Raw genomic sequence first — 20631 nt, forward strand, 5'->3', positions numbered from 1 at the left:
GCCCACCACCACGACCACGGAACCGACCACGACGACGACGGAACCGACGACCACCACGACGGAACCGACGACGACCACCACGGAACCGACCACCACCACGACCGAGCCCACCACGACGACGACTGAGCCGACGACCACGACGACTGAGCCGACGACGACCACCACCGAGCCCACCACCACGACCGAGCCGACCACCACGACCACCACGCCGAACGACGGCACGAAGGTCGACTACAAGGTGTCCGGCTCGTCGAAGCTGGTCGGCCTCGGCGGCAGCGTCCCGCTGAAGGGCTCGTTCTCCGCGGTCGCCGACCTCGCGGCGGGCAAGTACACCGGTGACCTGAACCTCAAGGCCACCAGCGGCCAGTTCCGGATCTTCGGCTTCCTGCCGGTCTCGGCGAACATCGGCTTCGACCAGGTGGGGCAGCCCTCGGGCACCGTGTCGAACAAGGCGGTCACCTTCAACGGCAAGCTGACCATCAAGCTCACCAAGGTCGCGCTGTTCGGCATCCCGATCTACCAGGGTGACAGCTGCAAGACCAAGAAGCCCTCGGACATCCAGCTCAAGTCCGTCGGCAACTTCGACGTGCTCAAGGGCGGCAAGCTCAAGGGCAAGTACTCCCTGTCGGAGACGGTGAAGTGCGGGCCGCTGAGCCCGATCATCGGCGCCTTCGTCGCCAGCGACGGCAACACCGTCGACATCGACCTGACGGCCAAGAAGTAACCGGCCCCAGCAGCAGAGCGGCCCTCCCCGGGTTTTCCGGGGAGGGCCGCTTCGCGTCGTGGGGCGTGAACCGGCGGGGTCGCGGGTACCCGGGGGCGGTGAAGTCCTTCTCCTGCCCCGTGTGCGGCAACGTGCTGTTCTTCGAGAACTCGTCGTGCGTGGTGTGCTCGACCGAGGTCGGCTACCGGCGGGCGGAGCGGGCCCTGGTCGTCGCCGACGCCCGGTGCGGCAACGCCGGGCTGGCGGGCTGCAACTGGGTCCCCGACGCCGACGGCGCCCTGTGCGACTGCTGCGCCCTGACCAGCACCCGCCCGGCCGACGGGGACGCGGCGGGGCTGTCCACGTTCGCCACGGCGGAATCGGCCAAGCGCCGCCTGGTCTTCCAGCTCGACGACCTGGGTCTCCCCGTCGACGGCCTGTCCTTCGAGCTGCTGTCGAGCGCCAGGGAGCCGGTGGTCACCGGGCACGCCTCCGGTGTCATCACCATCGACCTGGCCGAGGGGGACGACGCCCACCGGGAGGCCCTGCGCGCCCGGCTCGCCGAGCCCTACCGCACGGTGCTCGGCCACTTCCGCCACGAGGTCGGCCACTGGTACTGGGAGGTCCTGGTTTCCGGCACCCCCGCCGAGGGTCCGTTCCGCGACCTCTTCGGCGACGAGCGGGCCGACTACCAGCAGGCCCTGCGCGAGCACTACGCGGGCTCCCCGGCCCCCGACTGGCAGGAGACCCACGTCAGCACCTACGCCACCGCCCACCCGTGGGAGGACTGGGCGGAGACCTTCGCGCACCTGCTGCACATCCGCGACACGGTGCAGACGGCGGCGGCCTTCGGCGTGCTGGTCGCGGGCTCCCCCATCCCCCCGCACCCGGACGCCCCGGTCGACGCCATCCCCACCGAGGACGCGGGCTTCGAGGAGTTGATCAACACCTGGGTGCCGCTGTCGCGGGCGGTGAACCAGCTCAACCGCAGCATGGGCAAGGACGACGTCTACCCGTTTGTCCTGTCCCCCGCTGTGCTGCGCAAGCTCCGCTTCGTGGACCGGCTCCGCCCGGGCGCCTGATCGCGATCGGGTTCAGGCGAGCAGGGACAGCAGGGCCGAGGCGGCGTCGCGGTGGGGTGGGCCCGCGGGCCACCAGGTGCCGTCCTCGACGCGGTAGGGGTGCCAGCGGCCATCGCGGGCGTAGCGCAGTTGGTGCGGGCCCGCGGTCCAGCGGTTGCACCACACCGTGGCGGTCGGCGCCTCGCCCTCGTCCCAGGTCGCGGCGAGGGCGTCGCGGGCGTGCGCGAGGTCGGCCGGGTCCGGGGTCCACGGGGTGTCGAGGACATCGAGCCCGGACAGGCCCGCGGCCCGCCAAGCGGCGGTGGCGCGGGCGATGCCGGGGGTGGTAGCCAGCCGGTCGGCGGCCTCCGGGTGGGTGGCGGCCCAGCGGACGGTGTCCGGCCACGTGTCCAACGTGGACAGGTCCGGGTCGTCGCGGTCCTCGGGGGCCAGCGCGGCGTCGAGCAGCCGCCGGGCGCGGGCGGCGGCGTCGGCGGCCAGCAGGTCCAAGGCGGCGGGATCGATGCCGGGAGCAGGTGGGATGGACAGCGTGCCCGGGGCGGTCTCCGGCAGCGGCGGCGGTTCCGGCAGCCGCACCGGCGGGCGGGCGAACGCCTCGGCGGCGGGGGTGCCGCCGCCGGTCCCGGTGGGGTCGGGGGTGGCGCGCAGGGCGTCGAGCAGCGTGGGCTGGTCGCGGCCGCGGATCAGCAGCAGCACGAAGGGATCGGCGTCGAGCAGCCACGAGGTCTGGTAGGCCAGGGCGGCGGCGTGGCGGCAGGGCAGCTCGAACCCCGGGCAGGGGCAGTCCGGGTCCAGGTCGCCGATCCCGGGCAGCAGCCGGACCCCGGCGTCGGCCGCCGCGTCCACCAGGGACGTGGGCATGTCGCCGTCGAGCAGGGCGGCGATGTGGCCCGCCTCGGCGCCGATCTGCTCCAGGAAGCGTGCCCACTCGCCGTCCGACAGCGGTTCCAGGCGGACGACCGTGTGGTAGGCCGTGTCGTCCTCGTAGTCCTGGACCGCCGCGGACAGGCGGCCCGCGGCGACGGTGATCGCGCCGACGTAACCCGCCCGCGCGTAGCGGCGGCCCTGCCGGAGCTGCCCCTCGTCGAGCGCGGTGTCCTCCAGCGCCTTCACCCACGCCCGGCCCCACCAGGACCGGGCGAACTGGCCCGCGCGGCGGGTGGCGGCCGGGAAGGCGGGGAAGCCGCGGGCGACGTCGCTCACCGACCACCCCGCAGCTCGACCAGGTCGGCCAGTTCGGCGTCGGTCAGCTCGGTGAGGGCGGCCTCGCCCGCGGTCAGGATGGCGTCGGCGAGGTCGCGCTTGGCGCGCAGCATCCCGGCGATGCGGTCCTCCACCGTGCCCTCGGCGATCAGCCGGTGCACCTGCACCGGCCGGGTCTGGCCGATGCGGTAGGCGCGGTCGGTGGCCTGGTCCTCCACGGCCGGGTTCCACCAGCGGTCGTAGTGCACGACGTGGTCCGCGCGGGTCAGGTTCAGGCCGGTGCCCGCGGCCTTGAGCGAGAGCAGGAACACCGGGAACTCCCCCGCGTCGAACCCGCGCACCAGGTCCTCGCGGCGCGGCACGGGGGTGCCACCGTGCAGGAAGCCGGTGCGCACGCCGCGGTCGCGCAGGTGCCGTTCGAGCAGCCTGCCCATCTGCACGTACTGGGTGAACACCAGCACCGCACCGTCCTCGGCGAGGATCGTGCCCAGCAGCTCGTCGAGCAGCTCCAGCTTCCCGGAGCGGCCCGCCAACCGGGCCTCGGGCTCCTTCAGGTACTGCGCAGGGTGGTTGCAGATCTGCTTGAGCCCGGTCAGCAGCCGCATGATCAGGCCGCGGCGGGCCATGCCGTCGGCGGCCTGGATGCGGGCCATCGTCTCGGTGACCACCGCCCGGTACAGCGCGGCCTGCTCGTGGCTGAGCGACACCGGCCGGTCGGTCTCGGTCTTCGGCGGCAGCTCGGGGGCGATGCCGGGGTCGGACTTGCGGCGGCGCAGCAGGAACGGGCGGATCAGCCGGGCCAGCCGGTCGGCGGTGGCGGCGTCGCGGTCGGCCTCGATGGGCTTGGCCCACCGGCCCCGGAACGCCGGGAGCGACCCGAGCAGGCCCGGGGTGGTCCAGTCCAGCACCGCCCACAGCTCCGAGAGGTTGTTCTCCACCGGCGTGCCGGTCAGCGCGACGCGCGCCCCGGCCGGGATCGCGCGCAGCGCCTTGGCCGTGCTCGACGCCGGGTTCTTCACGTGCTGGGCCTCGTCGGCGACCAGCAGGCCCCAGCGGTGCCCGGCGAGCGCGCCCGCGTCGAGGCGCATGGTGCCGTAGGTGGTGAGCACGAACCCCGCGTCGGCGCCGTCGAGCGAGCGGGCCGGGCCGTGGAAGCGGCGGACCGGGGTGCCCGGGGCGAACCGGGTGATCTCCCGCTCCCAGTTGCCCAGCAGCGACGCCGGGCACACCACCAGCGTCGGCCCGGCGGTGCGCTCGGACTCGGCGCGGTGCAGGTGCAGCGCGATCAGGGTGACCGTCTTGCCCAGGCCCATGTCGTCGGCCAGGCAGCCGCCGAGGCCGAGGCCGGTCATCCTGGCCAGCCAGCGCAGGCCGCGGAGCTGGTAGTCGCGCAGGGTCGCGGCCAGCGCGGCGGGCGCGGTGACGACCTCGGTGCCCGCGTCCGGGTCGGCGATGCGGGCGCGCAGCTCCGCCAGCCAGGTGTCGGCGACGACCTCGACGCGTTCGCCGTCGACCTCGACCGAACCGGTCAGCGCGACGCCGAGGGCCTCCAGGGCGGTGACCGGCTTCAGCTCCCGGTCGCGCGCCCTGCGGGCCAGGTCCGGGTCGACCAAGACCCACTCGTCGCGCAGCCGCACCACCGGCCGCCGCGACTCGGCCAACCGGTCCAGCTCGGCGGCGGTCAGCGGCTGCTCGCCCAGCGCCAACTGCCAGTCGAAGGCGAACAGCCCGTCCCCGCCGAACACCGACGCGGCGTCGGAGGTGGGCCGCTCGGACCGCCCGACCACGGCGCGCGCGGTCAGCGACCGGACCAGTTCGCGCGGCCAGTGCACCTCCACCCCCGCCGCGGCCAGCCGGGGCGCCACGCCGAACAGCTCGGCGACCTCGCCGTCGTCGAGCACCAGCCGGTCGGGCACGCCCTGCCCGAGCAGCCGGTCGAGCACCGGCCAGGTGCGGGCGGCCCGGCGCAGCGCCCTGGTCAGCTCGATCCGGGAGTTCGCGCCGAGCCGGTGGCCGGGGTCGGACCACAGCCGCTCCGCGTCGACCACCACGGCCGGGTCGGCCAGCGAGTGCGCCTGCACGACGGCCTCGAACGCCGCACCCGCGTAGTCCGCGCCGGGCACCTCCAGCCGCAGCGAGACGCGCACCCCGGAGTCGAGGCCCGCGGACATCCCGGCCGACCACGGGCGCAGGTGCGGCACCCGGTTGGGCTCGCGGGAGGCGAACAGCGGCCCGCCCGCGGCCTGCGGGGCGGCGGCGGTGCGCGGCATCCCGTCGGCGACGGCGTCGACGAAGCCGCGCACCAGGGTCAGCGGGTCGGCCAGGGTGTCGCCCTCACCGGCCAGCGGCACCGAGCGCGCGGTGGCGGGCATGGCCTCGGCCAGTTCGCGCAGCCGCGCGGCGTCGGTGGCGTCGAGCGGCCCGGCCCGCCAGGCGTCGAACCCGCCCGGCGAGACACCGGGCACGATCCGGCCGCGGGCCACCAGTTGCAGGGCAACCAGTGCCACCGCGCCCCAGAACGCGGCGGCCGGGTCGGCCCCGGGTGCGCGCCGGGCCCTGGTGAGCACCGCCACCGAGTCGGCCACCGGCAGCCGCAGCACCGGGACGGTCGCCTCGACCGCGCCGGGGCCGTCCGGCCGCAGGATGGTCAGCTCCCCGGTCGGGTCCTCCGGCAGGTCGCCGTGGAAGGCGACGGTGCCCGCGCGGTGCGGGTCGGCCGGTTCGAACACCGCAGTGCAGCGGGAGAGGCCGGTCACGGTGCCGGGTGCGAGCGTGCCCATGCTCCCCTTCGGACGGCGGCGGGTCCGGTCACCTTACCCGCCGCCACCCGGCCGGGTCGCTCAGCGGCTGAACTCGACCGCGTCGTCCACCGGCCCGTAGCGCAGGGTGCGCACGTCCGCCGGGTAGTTCTGCCGCAGCCGCCACGGGGCCACCTCGGCCTGCTGCGGGAGCGTGCCCGCGGCCCGCTGCACGTAACCGGCCTGCAGGTCCAGGAACGGCACCCGACCGACGGAGGCGTCCGGCGTCTTCGGGGTGACGATCCGAACCCCCTCGGCGTCCATGTGCTTGAGCAGCCTGCACACGTACTCCGACACCAGGTCGATCTTGAGCGTCCAGGAGGCGTTCGTGTAGCCCACGGCCAGGGCCGCGTTGGGCACGCCGCCGAGCATCATGCCCTTGTAGGCCACGGTGTCGGCCGGGTCGACCTTCTCCCCGTCCACCGAGACGGTCATGCCGCCGAGCATGAGCACGTCCAGGCCGGTGGCGGTCACCACGACGTCGGCCTCCAGCTCGGCACCGGACTCCAGCCGCAGGCCGGTCTCGGTGAACGCCTCGATCCGGTCGGTGACGATGGAGGCGTCGCCCTTGCGCAGCGTGCGGAACAGGTCGCCGTCGGGGACGAAGCACACGCGCTGGTCCCACGGGTCGTAGCGGGGCTTGAAGTGCGTGTCGAGGTCGTAGCCCGCCGGGAGCCTGCGGGCGGCGTCCTTGCGCAGGAAGTCCTTCACGAACGCGGGCCTGCGCTTGCTGAGCTGGTAGAACGCCGTCGCCATCAGCACGTTCTTCCACCGGATGACCGGGTAGGCCACCTTCGCGGGCAGCCACTTGCGGGCGAAGTCGGCGATGGGGTCGCGCGAGCCGAGGGTGAGCACGTAGCTGGGCGAGCGCTGGAGCATGGTGACGTGCTCGGCGGCCTTGGCCATCGACGGCACCAGGGTGACCGCGGTGGCGCCGGAGCCGATCACCACGACCTTCTTGCCGGTCCAGTCGAGGTCCTCCGGCCACAGCTGCGGGTGCACCAGGGTGCCGCGGTAGTCGTCGACGCCGGGGAACTCGGGGGTGTAGCCGTGCTCGTAGCGGTAGTAGCCGGTGCAGGCGAACAGGAAGCCCGCGGTGAACACGGCCACCTCGCCGGTGTCGGAGCGCTCGGCGGTGACCGTCCAGCGCGCGTCCGGGGTCGACCACTCGGCGCTGACGACCCGGTGGTGGAAGCGGACGTGCCGGTCGACCCCGCTCTCGGCGGCGGCCTCGCGGATGTAGTCGCGGATCGAGTCGCCGTCGGCGATGGACTTGGCCGCGGTCCACGGCTTGTGCGCGTACCCGAGGGTGAACATGTCCGAGTCCGAGCGCACGCCCGGGTAGCGGAACAGGTCCCAGGTGCCGCCGATGGCACCCCGTCCCTCCAGGATGACGAAGGACTTGCCCGGCAGCCGCTTGCGCAGGTGGCTGGCGGCGCCGATGCCGGAGAGCCCGGCTCCGACGATCAGGACGTCTACGTGTTCGGCGGCCATGCCGATCCCCTTCCGCAACGGTGACTGCAACTAACTTACCACCGTTAAGTTACCGGGAGTAGGTTCAGTTTGAACGCCACCGCTCCGCGTAGCGCGCCTCCCGCTCCGGATCCCGGGCCTCCTTGCGCTCCTCCCGCATCCGAGCGGCCGTCCCCGGCGCGAACCCGTACCGCGCGACCAACCCCTCCACGCTCTCGATCGAGTAGGACAGCGCGTAGTACATGCCGACGATCAACCCCAGCGAACCGCAGGCCAGCGCCAACCCCACCGGCGCGTCGAGGGCGAGCAGCAGGACCAGGGTGATCGCGGCGGTCGCGGGGAGCACGGCGCGCAGCAGCACGCGCAGGGTGAACCGGACGAGCCACGTGCGATCGGTGGCGGTGCGCAGCACGTAGTCGGCGTACCGCCGCGGCAACCTGCCGCCGACGGCGTACCAGAGGCGCAGAGCGGGACTGGGCTTCATCACGACTCCTGTTTCGCGGCGGCGATGACGCGGGTGAGCGAGGCGTGCAGGTCCTCCAGCTCGGGGATGGACATGCCGAGCGTGGCCACGACCTGCGGCGGGATGAGCAACGCCTGCTCGCGCAGCGCCCGCCCCGCCTCGGTGAGGGTGACGGCGAGCGAGCGCTCGTCGTCGCGGTGGCGTTCGCGGCGCAGGTAGCCCGCGGCCTCCAGGCGCTTGAGCAGCGGCGTCAGGGTGCCCGGGTCCAAGGCGAGCAGACCGGCCAGTTCCTTGCCGCTGAGCGGGGACCGCTGCCACAGCGCGAGCATGACCAGGTACTGCGGGTGGGTCAGGCCCATCGGCTCCAACAGTGGCCGGTAGATCGCCACCACGCTGCGCGCGGCGATCGACAGCGCGAAGCAGACCTGGCGCTCCAGGGCCAACGGATCCTTCTCGTCCACGACACCTCCTTTGGTACACCAAACGTTAGAGCACCAACTGTTGGTGTGGCAAACAATGAGACGCGGATCAAATCACCCACTTGCCCCTTCCGCCTTGACTTGTCGGTGTTGGATCTACATATCGGCACCCCTGTCGGCACTCGGATCCACCTGAGACATGGTGGGGCCGGTTGGTGGCGGGCCGTCCTGGTGGTCGTGCTGCCGGTGTTGGTCAGCGCGGCGGCCGCGGCGGCCCCTACGCCCTGGAACGGGTCGCCCAGGACAACCCCGACCACCGCCAGAGCATCATCGACGTCATCTGCGCCTACCTACGCGGCCCCTACACCCCGCCCCGCACACCCGGCACCCGCAAACTCAGCGGCTTGCGCGCACCCCTGCGCCCCGCACACGCCCGGCCGACCGCACCCCTCAACACCGCCACCGCCACCGACGAGGACGCCCGCCAGGAGCGCGAGGTCCGCCTCACCGCCCAACGTGTCCTGCGCGGCCACCTGCAACCCCGCACCGCGACCGCACCCGGTACCGGTGGTTCTCGCGCCCCCATCGCACGTTCTGGCCCAATACCGACCTCGACCTCACGACGCGCCGGGGCACCCGGCAGCGCCCGTCCACATCGGCGGTCCGCGCCGTCGCAGCGGACGTCCCGGTCAAGCCCTACCGGGTGCCCCGGCACAGGTCGCGGACCTCGGGGAGTCGTCGGAAGCCCGCTGACCCGTAGGTGGCGACGGCGCCCGCGTTGGCGCTCGGGGTGCAGACGACCGCGCTCGACGAACCCAGCTCCCGCAACGCGGCCGCCGCGGCGAGGGTGATCGCCCTGCCGTGGCCGCGACCCCGGTGGTCGCGGTGCACGCCCATCGGTTCGAGCAGCCCCGGTTTCCCCGGGCCAGCCGACCACACCGTCACCGCCGCCACCGCGGCACCCCGGTCGTCGTGGGCGAGCAGGCAGCGGGCGTCGACGTACGGCGACCCGGCCGCCATCGCGTGCCAGTGCCCTTCGGTGAACGTCGACCCGTCGAACGATGCCCGCTGCACCCCGGTCCGCAGGTGCACCTGCTCCGGCCCGACGACCTCGATCCGCACGCCCGGGTCCGCCACCGGCTCCGCGAGGTCGCGGCGCAGGTGCGTCCACGGCTCGTCGGCGTTCCAACCGTCTTCGGACAACAGGTCTCGGAGCAATGCGCCCCTCGGCGCCTCGATGCACACCTTCCCCGAGGGCAGCACGCCGCGCGCGGGCTCGCTCACGTCCTCGAGCAACTGCCGCGCCAGTTCCGCGTCCTGCTGGGCGTCCGGCGCGATCGCCAGCCGCAGCAGGCCGGGTCCGTCCAACAGCCCGAGGGCGAGGATCCGCCCGTCCCGGCTCCAGGTGCGGACAGCAGCGGCCGTCGCCTGCGCGCCGAAGCGCTGGAACCAGCCCAGGTCCCCCGGGTGCAGTTGCACCGGCGCCCCCTCGCGTTGCCACTCCCCGAGCACACCCGCGGCCTCGTCCAGCCCGTCGACCGCCCGCCCGCCCACTGTGATCGCCATGCGCCCGATCACACACCACCGCGCCGACGGCGGGACCGCGGGTCGGTCAGCCCGCGACCGCCAGGGTGACGCCCAGGCCGACGAGGGCGCCGCCGGTGACGCGGTCGAGGGCCTGGCGCGGGCCGCTGCGGCGCATGAACTTCGACAGCCGGGAGGTGAGCAGCACGAACACGGTCCACCACACCAGGCCGAGCGCGATGTCGAGCCCGCCCAGCAGCAACACCTGGGGACCTGCCGGTGCGTCCGCCGACAGGAACTGGGGCAGCACGCTGACGAAGAACAGGGCCGCCTTGGGGTTGAGGACGTTGGCGGTGAAGGACTGGCGGAAGACCCGGCCCTTCGACGTGGACGCGGTGGCGTCGTCCTCGGCGGGATCAGCTTCCGGGCGGCGCCGGGAGCGCCACAGCGCGGTGGCGCCCAGGTAGACGAGGTAAGCCGCGCCGACGACCTTCAAAGCGGTGAAGGCGACCGGGCTGTGGGTGATGAGCGTGGAGACGCCGAGGGCGGCGGCGGCCATGTGCACGCACAGTCCTGCCTGCACGCCCAGCATGGCGACGAAGCCGGTGCGGCGGTCGCGGGCGGAGTGGCGCAGGACGACCGCCCAGTCGGGACCGGGGATGACGTAGGCGGTCATGACGACTCCGGCGAACAGCACCAGCAACCCCACCGACATCCCGCACGCCCTTCTCCCGCGCCGCCGGTTCCCCACTCGGGACCGGCCGACTCGATCGGACTACCCAGTCGGCGGCCGCCCATACCCGGTGCCGTCGTCCCCGCCCGGTCCCCTGCCGCCGCCGCTGCAGTTGCCCACACTGGTGGCGGTGCCGGTGCTGACCGTCCTCGGCGTGCAGCGGTACCGCCGTCGGGAAGGCGCTAACGGGCAGGCGGGCGGTGACGAGTACTCCTCGTAGCCCGTTCCGGAAGGACCCATCGATGTCGTTGCTGGACACCGCGCGTGACCTCGCCCCCACCCTCGCCGACCGGGCCGAGGAGATCGAGAGCGGCCGGGAACTGCCGGTCGACCTGGTCGAGGAGTTGAAGACCGCGGGCTTCTTCCGCATGTTCACCCCGCGCTCGCACGGCGGCCTGGAGACGGACCTGCGCACCGGCCTCGACGTGTTGGAGGCGCTGGCGCGGGCGGACGCGGCGACCGGGTGGACGGTGATGATCGGCGCGGAGACCCCGCAGTTGCTGTCGCTGGTGGACCGGGAGCGGTTCGACGAGCTGTACGCGGGGTCGCCGGACGTGGTGGTGGCGGGTGGGTTCAACGCGCAGGGCACGGCCGAGCCGGTGGCCGGTGGCTACCGGGTGTCCGGGCGGTGGGCGTTCGCCAGCGGGTCCGGGCACGCCGACCACCTGTTCGGCAACTGCGTGCTGACCGACGGCGGCGTGCCCCGGGTGGTCGACGGGGTACCGGTGCTGCGCGCGGTGCTGCTGCCCGGCGCCGAGGTGCTCGACACCTGGCGGGTGCTGGGCCTGCGCGGCACCGGCAGCAACGACATCGCCGTGGCCGACGCCGTGGCGCCGGAGCGGGACACCTTCGACGTGTTCACCGGGGTGCCGTGCGTGCCGGGGCCGCTCTACACCGCACCGCTGGTGCACTTCGTCCTGCACATGGCCGCGGTGGCGGTGGGCACCGCCCAAGGCGCGGTGGACGACCTGATCGCGCTGGCCACCGGCGGCAAGCAGCGCCTCTACGCCAAGGCGGCGCTGCTGGACTCCCCCGTCTTCCAGGTGCACCTCGGCCGGGCCGAGGCCGGGGTGCGGGCCGCGCGGGCGCTGCTGCGCGAGGTGGCCGGGGAGTTCTGGACGCGGGCCACCGCCGACCCGGCGTCGGTCGGGCCCGCCAGCCCGGAGGCGTCGGCGACGCTGGCCTGGGTCACCGAGACCTGTGTCTCCACAGTGGACACCTGCTACCGGCTCGGCGGCGGTGGCGCGGCGCGGGACTCCTCGTCGTTGCAGCGCCGGTTCCGCGACGTGCACACCATGGGCCAGCACGCCGGGTCGGCGGAGGGCTGGTTGGGCACCGGCGGGACCGCACTGCTCGGCGGCGCCGCGGGCCTGGCCTACTGAGCGACTGTCGGCGTGCGGGTGATCGGTGATCGTCAGTGGTCGGCGAGTTCCACGCGGTGCCGGATCTCGTCGTCGCGGAAGATGCGGAACTCGTGGGTGTCGGCGGTGAGGACCTTGAGGAACCCCGGGCTGACGTCGAAGACGTAGAAGTCGTCGATGCCGGTGGTCGTCTCGATGCGCTCCAGCGGAACCCAGGGCGTGCTCACCACCGCCGCGCAGACGAGGGCACCCACCACCGCCAGTGACTGGGAACTCCGGAGCACCCAGCGCACCGGGCCGCCGAAGCGCGGGTGCTCGCGGGTGCGTTCGACCAGCGTCAACACCACGCCCAACACCACGATCGCCATCAGCAGCCCCCAGCTCCGGTAGCTGCGCACGTGCGCCACGACCATCGCGACCAGCACCACCACCAGCAGCGCCGGACCCGCCCACGCCCGGTGGTCGGCGGCCCGGCGCGCACCGGCGTAGGCCAAGACCGTGAACGGGATCAACGCCACGAGCAGGACGCTGCTGATCACCCGGTTCGCCATGAAGGTGCCGAGGAAGATCGCGGGCGCGTCCTCGAAGTCCAGGGTGTGCAGCAGGGCGAACGCGGTGTGCCAGTCGTAGCCCGAGACCGCCAGCAGTCGCAGCAGCACGAACAGGGCGGCGGCCCCGGTGAGCGTGGAAGCCACCCCGGCGCCGGGGTGGCGTTCTCCACGCCCGTCTTCTTCGGCGTCCATCTGCCCTCCAGAACGACCCGGCGACCGCGCCGGGCCCCTAGGAAAGCAGACGGGGTGGGGCTCAGTTCGCGCGGACCTCGTCCACGCAGCCGGGCTGGCCGGTGATGTGCAGCTCGCGCCTGCCGTGGGCGAACTCCGGGCACAGGCAGGCCCCGATGGGCTCGTCGGAGGAGAAGTCGAAGGTGGTGCTCGACGGGTGCTGGAGAGTGGCGGTGGTGTCCATGGTGGGGATCCCTTCCGAGTGAACTCCCTGGTCCTGGTGAACGCTGTGGAGAGAAGATGCCCCGATCGAGAGGGACTCAATCACCCGAAAACACACGAATTTGACGAGTTGTCAGTTGTGAGGCGGCCCACGCCCGGTGAGGCGACGCGCCCCGGGTGGTAACCCACCCGTTCCGACCGGACGAGACGCACGGAGGGAGGCGCCGATGTCGGAGGCGTGGATGGGGGTGCTGTCCGCGGGAGTGGTCGCGGTGGTGGTGTTCGGGGTGTTCCTGGTGCTGGAGTACCTGCTGCGGCGGGGGTTCCGGAGACTGGGCAGGCGGTCGGCGCTGCTGGCCGGGCTGGTCGAGCACACCTCCAGGCCGCTGCGCTGCTTCGGGGCGGTGCTCATCCTCCGGCTGACCGTGTTCGTGGCGCTGCCGCCGACCGGGTGGACCGGACCGGTGACGCACGCGATGACGCTGGCGCTGATCGGCACCGGTGCCTGGCTGCTCGCCGGGGTGCTGCTGTCGGCCGAGCAGACCGCGCTGTCGCGGCTGCGCGTGGACGAGCGCGACAACCGGCACGCCCGCCGGGTGCAGACGCAGATCACGCTGGTGCGCCGGGTGACCGTGGCCGGGGTGGCGGTCCTGGCGCTGGCCGCGATGCTGATGACCTTCCCCGGGGCGCGCGCGGCGGGCACCAGCCTGCTGGCCTCGGCCGGGGTGATCGGCGCCATCGCCGCGCTGGCCGCGCAGTCGTTGCTGGGCAACGTGTTCGCCGGGTTGCAGATCGCGTTCAGCGACGCCATCCGGCTCGACGACGTGGTGATCGTCGAGGGCGAGTGGGGTCGGATCGAGGACATCACGCTGACCTACCTGGTCGTGCACATCTGGGACGACCGCAGGCTGGTCATCCCCACCTCGCACTTCATGTCGAACCCGTTCGAGAACTGGACCCGGCGCGAGGCGGCGCTGCTCGGCACGGTCGAGATCGACGTCGACTGGGCGATGCCGGTGGAGGAGATGCGGACCGAGCTGCGGTCCGTCCTGGACGCGACGGACCTGTGGGACGGTCGGGTCTGCGTGCTGCAGGTGACCGACGCGGTGAACACCCTGGTCCGGGTGCGCGCCCTGGTGAGCGCGGTCGACGCGCCGACCCTGTTCGACCTGCGCTGCCTGGTGCGCGAGCGGCTGGTCGCCTGGGCCAGGACCCACCACCCGTACGCCCTGCCGCGCCTGCGCTCCGAGCGGGTGTCCCCCGGTCCGCGCCCGAGCGGACCGACGAGCACCGAGCCCACCGAGGACGCCCGCCTGTTCGGCGACAGCCCCGACGGCCGCGAGCGCGAGCACGCCTTCACCGGCCCGGATCGGCCCTGATGCGCCGCGGGTGTCGTCAGGCCCCGGGGGCCTCCGGGTCGAAGGAGCCGCCGAAGTAGACCTGGGCCTCGGTCAGCCTGCCGTCCCGGACGCTGATCAGCTCCGTGTTGCGGAAGCGGCCACCGGTGCGCAGCTCGTACTCGTAGCAGACGAAGACGCTGCCCTCGCCGGTCGGCACGGCGTGCACGATCTCCTGCGACAGCAGTCGGTCGGCGGTGGGGAAGCAGCGCTCGAAGAACAGCGCCCGGTCGATGTGGTCGTCGACCGGGCTGGTGAACACGAAGTCGTCGTCGACCAGGGCTTCGGCGGCGGCGCGGTCGCCCGCCAGGTAGAGCCGGAAGAAGTTGCGCACTACCTCGACTTCGGACATGCCCCCACCCTAGGACACCAACCCGCCGTTACCGCACTGTTATTCGAGCGGGTTCCGGGCGGTGTCGGATGCCGGTGGGCGGCTCCGACCTCATGCAGGCAGGACCACAGGCCGGAGGACCTGCTACCCGACGCCGGGTAGTGGCGGGCGGTGGTGGCGGAGGTCGAGGCGGCGTTCGCCGCGGGTGGGGTGGGGCGGGCGATGGGTGTCTTCGCCGCCGCGGTGGGCATGGCGGGGAACGAGCCGAAGCCCCCGGACGACCCTGAGGCAGCGGCCGTGGTGGCGCGCTTCGCGGCCGACAGCGCGTTCTTCGTCGGCCACGAAGTCCCCGGCTTCGGCACCCACGAGACCACCCTCCCGTCCACGCCGGTGCTCCACCTGGTGGGGCCGAGTCCGCGGGCCAACCGCCGTACCGGGCCACCCGCGCCCTCGCCGCCCGCCTCGGCACCGAGGCCACCCCCGTCCCCGGTGACCACGGCGGTTTCGGCACCCACGCCGCCGCTTTCGCCACCGTCCTGACCGACCTCTTCCAGGAGCAGCCCCGATGAGCACCGTCACCAGCCGCCTCTCCCTGTCCCTCGACGGTTTCGCCGCCGGGGTGGACTCAGGGGCCGGACCGCGCGCTCGTCCTGGCCCGCGAAGCCGCCGGGGACGCCCGCGTCGACATCGCGGGCGGCGCCTCGACCATCCGCCACCACCTCGCCGCGGGGAGGTCGACGAGCTGACCCTGCACCTGGCGCCGGTCACCCTGGGCGCGGGCGAGTCCCTGTTCGCCGGTCTCGACGTGCGGCTGGAGCCGCTGCGCGCCGTGGGCAACTCCACTGTCCACGACCTGATTCCCTGACCCCGGTGGGAGCGGGCGGTGCCCCCGTCCGAGGCACCGCCCGCTCCCACTGCCACGTCTAGCGGCGGATCAGGTCGACGTTGAGCACGTTGATCGAGCCGGGCAGCAGCGCGGTCAGCAGCGAATCGGCCTGCTGCCCGCACTCGGTGGACGCCCCGACCTGGAACGGGGCGAACACCGAACCGCCCGCGAGCGGGTCGAACCTGTCCGGCGGCGGCGGGCTGAAGCTGAGCCCACCGATGTCGATGCCGCACCCCGCGGCGAGCGGGACGGCCCGGCCGTTGCGGGTCACCTTCGAGATGGCCATCCGGTACCCGGCGAAGATGTGGAAGTCGCCCTCGCGGTAGGAGCCCTGGGCAGGCTGCTGGGAGCGTTGCAGGGAGAAGTCGACCCGGGTGCCCGAGGTGTAGAAGCTGGACTTGCCGAAGGTGATCGCGTCCGGGAAGGTGCCGGTGAAGCCGTCGATCGTGGTCTTCAGCTCGCCGGTGAGCGGGACCGTGGTGTCGGCCTTGCCGAACCAGACCGACGCGGAGGCGGTGTAGGCGACGTCGAGCCTGGCCCGCGGGGTGCGGATCTTCGTCGGGTACGCCATCGGTGCCTCGCCCCGGTCGAGTTCCGCCTCGACCTGGATCCAGTACTCGGTGTCCTCCAGCAGGCCGGGGACGGTCGCGGACCGGGCCTCGGGGCCCAGCCGCAGCACCGGTTCGCCGTCGACGCGGATGACGTACCCGGTGACCGCGAAGGTCCCCGGGGTGAAGGAGTCGGGTGGGGCCCAGGTGATCTGGGCGCTGGTGGGCAGGGCCCGGGCCGACTGGACCGACGGGGCGCTGATCCCCGCGTCCGGTGCGGTGGGGTAGTCGACCCGGAACCACTCCACCGGCGGGCCGGAGTCGCGGACGCAGCTCGAGGTGATCTCCCGGACCGAGGTGGGGGCGCCGTCGGCCCGGCGCGGGTGGAGCTTGAGGTGCACCGCGTCGATGGCCACGACGTTGAGCGTGGAGGTGGCCCCCGACGGGGCGGACAGCCCCAGGTACTGGGTGTACCCCACGACCCGGATGGCAACGGTGTTCCCGCTGACCGCCGTCTTCTGCAGGCTCAGGTCCAGGGTGGCGCGGATCGCCTGGCTCGGGCCGGTGGTGATCAGGTCGAGCACGGCCGAGCCCTCGACGGTGGCCGCGCCGATGGCGGTGAAGGTGGCGGCGGGGACGGTGATCGTGCCCTCGACCCGCAGCGGGCTGGTCCGCTGCGTGGCGGTCACCGGGTCGACCGGGTCCGACAGCGCGGTGGTCGCCGAGCCGATCAGCGGGGACAGGCAGCGGTGCTCGGCGGTGACGCGGGCGGGGTCCTGGGTGGGGGCCGCGGAGGCGGCCGGGGCGGGTAGCGCCGCCGAGGCCGCGATCGTCGCGGCGACGACGGGCAGGGTGATCGTTCTTCGCACGGGAAAACCCCCGAATCGAGGAGGGTGGCGCGGTGGCCGGATTCGTCCAGGGCGGCCACCGGGCCGGGGAGAGAAATCGACGACGCAGAGCATAAGACCGCCCGGACCACACCGGCAATCAAGTTGCTCCATTCGATCCACCTCGGCGAAATGTCCGCCAGAAATCGATCGAATTGCTGAGATTCTATCATTATCGCTCACCCGCCGTCCCGCTGAACAGCAACAACCGTGCCACCCAGGAGTGAGCGGGACGATTTCATAAACCCCCTGGTACCCGTCGGATTTTGTCATTATCCGAACATCGGCGCGGTCGGCACCTCGATACCGGTCGAATCCGCGAACCGACCGCCACACCATCGGGTGGACCAGCGCGCGGGACGACCCGGGAGGTGATAGCTGTTGTCCGATGGGGACGGACGGGATGGGGTCGATGGCGGTGCGGGTGTGCGGGATCGGCGACGAGGGCGCCGACTCCCTGGTCGGGCAGGTGCGGCTGCACGAGCGGTTGGGACTGCGCGGGATCGAGCTGCGGGCGGTGGACGGCAGGCGCGTGCACGAGCTCGGCGCCGCGGAGCTGGACCGGGTCGCCGCGGCGGTCGGCGGCGCCGGGCTGGCGGTGCCGGTGCTGGACACCCCGCTGGGCGACTGGTCCACCACGATCGACCACGACCTCGCCGACGACGTGCGGGTGCTGCGCGCCTCGGCGGGGGCCGCAGCGCGGCTGGGCTGCACCCGGCTGCGGATCATGTCCTACCCGAACGACGGCAGGCCGGAACCGGACTGGCGCCGGGCGGTGGTCGAGCGGATCCGCGCGCTCGCCCGGATCGCCGAGGACCTCGGGGTCACCCTGCTGCACGAGAACTGCGTGGGCTGGGCGGGCGCGAGCGCCGAGCGCACCCTCGCCCTGCTGGCCGAGGTGGGCAGCCCGGCGCTGCGGCTGCTGTTCGACACCGGCAACGGCCTGGCTCACGGCTACCCGGCGCTGCCGTTCCTGCGGGAGGTCCTCCCCCACGTCGAGCACGTGCACGTCAAGGACGGGCGCCGGGTCGGCGGGAACGCCGTGTTCGGCACCCCCGGCTCGGGCGCGGTGCGGCTCGCCGAGTGCGTGGGGCTGCTCCTCGACGCCGGGTACCGCGGCTGGTTCAGCCTGGAGCCGCACGTCGCGCTCATCCCGCACCTGGACGTGGCCGACGACCCCGAGCGGCGGGCCCGCGCGTACGCCGACTGCGTGCACGCGTTCCGCACGCTCGTCGGCGCCGTGCCCGCGGTCACCGGGTGAGCGGCCTGCGCGCCGCCGACGTGGACTGGCTGCTGGCCCTCCTCGCGGTGCCGACCGTGTCACCGCTGGAGGGCGGCGACACGGCCGGGTTCGCCAGGGCGCAGAGCCTGTTCGCGGGCGGCGCCGCCGAACGCGGGCTGGCGCTGCGCCGCTGGGACCACCCGCCCGCCGAGGAGCTGGACCGCCCGGACGTGCCCACCCCGCTGCGCGAGGCGGCGGCCCCGGACCCGGCGGGGTTCCTGGCGGCGCAGCCGTGCGTGGTCGTCGGCACCGGCAAGCTCAAGCCGCCGAGGCAGCGGATGGTCATCAACTTCCACCTGGACACCGTGGGCCCGCACATCGCGCCGGTGCTGGACAGGCGGGTGCTGCGCGGGCGCGGGGCGGTCGACGACAAGGGGCCGGGGGTGGCCGCGGTGGTCGGGGTGTCCCGGGCGTTCGCCGAGGACCCGGGCCTGACCGCCGACATCGAGGTGCTGGTGGCCAGCGTGCCCGGGGAGGAGGGCGGCGCGATGGGCGTGTGCGGGACGCGGTGGCTGGTGGAGACCGGGTGCGTGGGCAGGCTGATGGTGTTCGCCGAGCCGACCGGCTGCCGGGTGCTCGACGCGTGCAGCGCCACCATGACCCCCGTGCTGGGCGTGCGCGGCCTCGACAGCACCGACGACCGACCGGCCGACGGGCACAACGCCACCGTCGCCCTCGGTTTCCTCGCGGTCCGGTTGACCGAGCGGCTGGGGCGGGTGGCCGACCGGCTCGGCGCCAGGGTCTGCGTCTCCGGTGTCCACACCGGACGGTCGCACAACCGGGTCTACGGCACCGGTGAGCTGCGGCTCAACATCGCCTACCACGACCGCGCGGTGGCCTCGGCGCTCGCGCTGGAGGTGGAGCGGGCGGTGGCCGAGGCGGGGGCGGAGGCCGCCGACCGGTTCGGCGACAACCCGGTCACCCGGCGGCTGGTGGCCGACTGGGACCGCGTGGTCCGGCTCGACTGGCTCAAGCGCGGGCTGCCGCCGCTGGCCAACCGGGACGCGGCGATGGAGGCCGTGCTCGCCGAGGCGGGCCTGCACCGCCACGACGGGGTGGCCGACGGCAGCGCCTTCACCTGCGACGCCATCTGGGCGCCGGGCCGCGACCGGTACGTGGTCGCCTGCGGCCCCGGCCTGCTCGACCGCGACGGCGCGCACACCCCGGACGAGCACGTCCGGCTCGACGACCTCGACGAGTACGCCGACCGGGTGCGCGCGCTGGTGCACGCGTTCGGCGCGCACGTCCGCTCAGGCGAGGAGAAGACAGCGTGAAGGTCGGCGTCATCGGTCTGGGCACCATTTCCCGCTACTTCCTCGACGCCATCGCCGCCGACGACGCGGTCACCCTGGCCGCGGTGTGCGACCTGGACCCCGCGCGGCTGGCCGGGTTCACCGGCAGCGGGGTGGCCACCTTCACCGACGCGCGCGACCTGCTCGACGCGGGCGTGGTGACCGCCGTGGTCATCACCCTGCCCAACGACCTGCACGCCGAGGTGGCGCACGCGGCGCTGAGCAGGGGCATCGCGGTGTGCTGCGAGAAGCCGCTGACCGTCGACCCGGCGGATGCCCGCGCGCTGGCCCGGACCGCGGCCGAGCACGCGGCGGTGCTGTTCACCGCCTTCCACCGCCGCTACAACCGCAACCTGCTCGACCTGGCCGCCGCGCTGCCGCCGCGGGCTCAGATCGCCAGGGTGACGGCGCGCTACCACGAGAACATCGGCGAGCACACCGGCGGCGAGGGCTGGTACCTCGACCCGGCCCGCTGCGGCGGCGGCTGCCTGATCGACAACGGGCCGAACGCGCTGGACGCGGTGCGGCTGCTCGTCGGCGACCTGACCCTGGTCGACGCCACCATCGGCGACGTGCGCGGCGGCGCGGAGCACTGCGCGGAGCTGGACCTGCGCGCCGGGGAGGTGCCGGTGCGGGTCGAGCTGGACTGGGCGCTGCCGACCGGGGAGGTCAAGGACGTGCGGGTGGACCTGCGCGACGGGACCAGCCGCACCGCCGACCTGCTGGCCGGGCACCCGGGGTTCAAGGCGTCGCTGGCGCACGAGTACCGCGGCATCCTGACCGCGTTCCGGGAGGCGGTGGAGGCCGGGCCGGGCGCACCGGACCCGGGGCCCGCGCTGGTGGAGGTGGTCGCCGAGGCGTACCGGGTGGCGCGGGCGAAGGAGACCCGGCCGCGGATGCGGGCCAAGGCCGACGCGGACGCGCGGATGGTGGCGCTGATGTTCCACAGCCGCGACGACCGCGGCATGGTGCTGGCGCCGTGGGAGTCGCGGTGCGTGCCCGCCGGGCAGGTGCACGAGCTGGTGACCACCGCCGACCGGCCGGGGCGCCCGGGTGACCGGGTGGACCGGGTCGGGTTCCTCGGTTTCGCCGAGTTCACCGCCGCGACCGTGTTGCAGCGCGGCGACGAGGTGTGGACCGCCACCGGGCGGCGGATCGGCACGGTGGCGGGTTTCGACGAGTGCCACTTCCCGAACCACTACAACGTCCTGGTCGCCGCCGACACCGTGTTGACCGCCGCTGACCTGGATCTTCGGGTCGGGGACGCGGTCCGCTTCCGCCCGGGGTCCGGCTGACGCCTGTGCT

At 73.6% G+C, this 20631-nt stretch carries 21 protein-coding genes; 9 read left to right on the forward strand and 12 right to left on the reverse strand.

What is annotated here, in order from left to right:
• The coding region (locus L6E12_RS23975) for a hypothetical protein (protein ID WP_236230181.1) at positions 1-222 on the reverse strand (222 nt) is incomplete at its 3' end.
• Positions 223-238: 16 nt separating this feature from the next.
• Here L6E12_RS23975 and L6E12_RS35510 point away from each other — a divergent pair.
• Positions 239-724, forward strand: coding sequence for a hypothetical protein (locus L6E12_RS35510; RefSeq protein WP_236230182.1), 486 nt, complete (start codon positions 239-241; stop codon positions 722-724).
• A gap of 65 nt (positions 725-789) precedes the next feature.
• Positions 790-1785: a putative zinc-binding metallopeptidase gene (locus L6E12_RS23985; RefSeq protein ID WP_236230183.1), complete on the forward strand. Its 996-nt coding sequence runs from the start codon at positions 790-792 to the stop codon at positions 1783-1785.
• A gap of 12 nt (positions 1786-1797) precedes the next feature.
• Here L6E12_RS23985 and L6E12_RS23990 read toward each other — a convergent pair whose 3' ends face one another.
• The 7 genes from L6E12_RS23990 to L6E12_RS24020 form a co-directional block, all read right to left on the reverse strand.
• A complete protein-coding gene (locus tag L6E12_RS23990; protein WP_236230184.1) occupies positions 1798-2988 on the reverse strand; it encodes an SWIM zinc finger family protein in 1191 nt (396 codons plus the stop codon).
• Positions 2985-5768 carry a DEAD/DEAH box helicase gene (locus tag L6E12_RS23995; RefSeq protein ID WP_236230185.1) on the reverse strand — a complete coding sequence of 928 codons (2784 nt, stop codon included), beginning with the start codon at positions 5766-5768 and terminating at the stop codon, positions 2985-2987. Before L6E12_RS23995 ends, L6E12_RS23990 begins: the two co-directional genes overlap by 4 nt.
• Before the next feature lie 60 nt (positions 5769-5828).
• Positions 5829-7280, reverse strand: a complete 1452-nt coding sequence (locus tag L6E12_RS24000; RefSeq protein ID WP_236230186.1) for an NAD(P)/FAD-dependent oxidoreductase — start codon at positions 7278-7280, stop codon at positions 5829-5831.
• Between the two features lie 64 nt (positions 7281-7344).
• Positions 7345-7743, reverse strand: coding sequence for a DUF5313 family protein (locus tag L6E12_RS24005; protein WP_236230187.1), 399 nt, complete (start codon positions 7741-7743; stop codon positions 7345-7347).
• Positions 7743-8183 (reverse strand): MarR family transcriptional regulator, encoded by a 441-nt coding sequence (locus L6E12_RS24010; protein WP_236230188.1) that lies wholly within the window; start codon positions 8181-8183, stop codon positions 7743-7745. Before L6E12_RS24010 ends, L6E12_RS24005 begins: the two co-directional genes overlap by 1 nt.
• Before the next feature lie 654 nt (positions 8184-8837).
• On the reverse strand, positions 8838-9707 hold the full coding sequence (locus L6E12_RS24015) for a GNAT family N-acetyltransferase (RefSeq protein ID WP_236230189.1): 870 nt from the start codon (positions 9705-9707) through the stop codon (positions 8838-8840).
• 46 nt (positions 9708-9753) lie between these two features.
• Complete coding sequence (locus L6E12_RS24020) at positions 9754-10380, reverse strand: LysE family translocator (protein WP_236230190.1); 627 nt, start codon at positions 10378-10380, stop codon at positions 9754-9756.
• Between the two features lie 260 nt (positions 10381-10640).
• Here L6E12_RS24020 and L6E12_RS24025 point away from each other — a divergent pair, with 260 nt between their 5' ends.
• Entirely contained in the window at positions 10641-11780 is a 1140-nt protein-coding gene (locus tag L6E12_RS24025) for an acyl-CoA dehydrogenase family protein (protein WP_236230191.1), read from the forward strand.
• 32 nt (positions 11781-11812) lie between these two features.
• Here the strand turns inward: L6E12_RS24025 and L6E12_RS24030 are convergent, their stop codons facing one another.
• Positions 11813-12502: a hypothetical protein gene (locus tag L6E12_RS24030; protein ID WP_236230192.1), complete on the reverse strand. Its 690-nt coding sequence runs from the start codon at positions 12500-12502 to the stop codon at positions 11813-11815.
• A gap of 61 nt (positions 12503-12563) precedes the next feature.
• Complete coding sequence (locus L6E12_RS24035) at positions 12564-12725, reverse strand: hypothetical protein (protein WP_236230193.1); 162 nt, start codon at positions 12723-12725, stop codon at positions 12564-12566.
• A gap of 205 nt (positions 12726-12930) precedes the next feature.
• Between L6E12_RS24035 and L6E12_RS24040 the strand changes: the two genes are divergently transcribed.
• The gene (locus L6E12_RS24040; RefSeq protein ID WP_236230194.1) at positions 12931-14082 is read left to right on the forward strand and encodes a mechanosensitive ion channel family protein; all 1152 of its coding nucleotides are present in this window, start codon (positions 12931-12933) and stop codon (positions 14080-14082) included.
• A 16-nt stretch (positions 14083-14098) separates the two neighbouring features.
• Here the strand turns inward: L6E12_RS24040 and L6E12_RS24045 are convergent, their stop codons facing one another.
• Entirely contained in the window at positions 14099-14452 is a 354-nt protein-coding gene (locus L6E12_RS24045) for a nuclear transport factor 2 family protein (protein ID WP_236230195.1), read from the reverse strand.
• Between the two features lie 153 nt (positions 14453-14605).
• On the opposite strand from L6E12_RS24045, the gene L6E12_RS24050 reads away from it, so the two are divergent.
• Together L6E12_RS24050 and L6E12_RS24055 are read left to right on the forward strand one after the other, a co-directional pair.
• A complete protein-coding gene (locus tag L6E12_RS24050; RefSeq protein WP_236230196.1) occupies positions 14606-14971 on the forward strand; it encodes a hypothetical protein in 366 nt (121 codons plus the stop codon).
• A gap of 25 nt (positions 14972-14996) precedes the next feature.
• Positions 14997-15296: a hypothetical protein gene (locus tag L6E12_RS24055; RefSeq protein ID WP_236230197.1), complete on the forward strand. Its 300-nt coding sequence runs from the start codon at positions 14997-14999 to the stop codon at positions 15294-15296.
• 58 nt (positions 15297-15354) lie between these two features.
• Here the strand turns inward: L6E12_RS24055 and L6E12_RS24060 are convergent, their stop codons facing one another.
• Positions 15355-16734: a fibronectin type III domain-containing protein gene (locus L6E12_RS24060; protein ID WP_236230198.1), complete on the reverse strand. Its 1380-nt coding sequence runs from the start codon at positions 16732-16734 to the stop codon at positions 15355-15357.
• Between the two features lie 406 nt (positions 16735-17140).
• Here L6E12_RS24060 and L6E12_RS24065 point away from each other — a divergent pair, with 406 nt between their 5' ends.
• From L6E12_RS24065 to L6E12_RS24075, 3 genes are read left to right on the forward strand one after another with little or no spacing between them, the layout of a single operon-like run.
• Complete coding sequence (locus L6E12_RS24065) at positions 17141-18013, forward strand: sugar phosphate isomerase/epimerase (protein WP_236230199.1); 873 nt, start codon at positions 17141-17143, stop codon at positions 18011-18013.
• Positions 18010-19308 (forward strand): M20/M25/M40 family metallo-hydrolase, encoded by a 1299-nt coding sequence (locus L6E12_RS24070; RefSeq protein ID WP_236230200.1) that lies wholly within the window; start codon positions 18010-18012, stop codon positions 19306-19308. Before L6E12_RS24065 ends, L6E12_RS24070 begins: the two co-directional genes overlap by 4 nt.
• Positions 19305-20621, forward strand: coding sequence for a Gfo/Idh/MocA family protein (locus tag L6E12_RS24075; protein WP_236230201.1), 1317 nt, complete (start codon positions 19305-19307; stop codon positions 20619-20621). Before L6E12_RS24070 ends, L6E12_RS24075 begins: the two co-directional genes overlap by 4 nt.
• The last annotated feature ends 10 nt before the right edge of the window (positions 20622-20631 follow it).

The sequence above is a fragment of the Actinokineospora sp. PR83 genome (assembly GCF_021056305.1).
GTDB lineage: Bacteria > Actinomycetota > Actinomycetes > Mycobacteriales > Pseudonocardiaceae > Actinokineospora > Actinokineospora spheciospongiae.

Coding starts and splice junctions, on each gene's coding strand:
- L6E12_RS24005 (WP_236230187.1), bottom strand. CDS start 7,743: ATGAAGCCCAGTCCCGCTCTGCGCCTCTGGTACGCCGTCGGCGGCAGG.
- L6E12_RS24020 (WP_236230190.1), bottom strand. CDS start 10,380: ATGTCGGTGGGGTTGCTGGTGCTGTTCGCCGGAGTCGTCATGACCGCC.
- L6E12_RS24045 (WP_236230195.1), bottom strand. CDS start 14,452: ATGTCCGAAGTCGAGGTAGTGCGCAACTTCTTCCGGCTCTACCTGGCG.
- L6E12_RS24025 (WP_236230191.1), top strand. CDS start 10,641: ATGTCGTTGCTGGACACCGCGCGTGACCTCGCCCCCACCCTCGCCGAC.
- L6E12_RS24030 (WP_236230192.1), bottom strand. CDS start 12,502: ATGGACGCCGAAGAAGACGGGCGTGGAGAACGCCACCCCGGCGCCGGG.
- L6E12_RS24065 (WP_236230199.1), top strand. CDS start 17,141: ATGGGGACGGACGGGATGGGGTCGATGGCGGTGCGGGTGTGCGGGATC.
- L6E12_RS24015 (WP_236230189.1), bottom strand. CDS start 9,707: ATGGCGATCACAGTGGGCGGGCGGGCGGTCGACGGGCTGGACGAGGCC.
- L6E12_RS24000 (WP_236230186.1), bottom strand. CDS start 7,280: ATGGCCGCCGAACACGTAGACGTCCTGATCGTCGGAGCCGGGCTCTCC.
- L6E12_RS24055 (WP_236230197.1), top strand. CDS start 14,997: ATGAGCACCGTCACCAGCCGCCTCTCCCTGTCCCTCGACGGTTTCGCC.
- L6E12_RS23995 (WP_236230185.1), bottom strand. CDS start 5,768: ATGGGCACGCTCGCACCCGGCACCGTGACCGGCCTCTCCCGCTGCACT.
- L6E12_RS24040 (WP_236230194.1), top strand. CDS start 12,931: ATGTCGGAGGCGTGGATGGGGGTGCTGTCCGCGGGAGTGGTCGCGGTG.
- L6E12_RS24035 (WP_236230193.1), bottom strand. CDS start 12,725: ATGGACACCACCGCCACTCTCCAGCACCCGTCGAGCACCACCTTCGAC.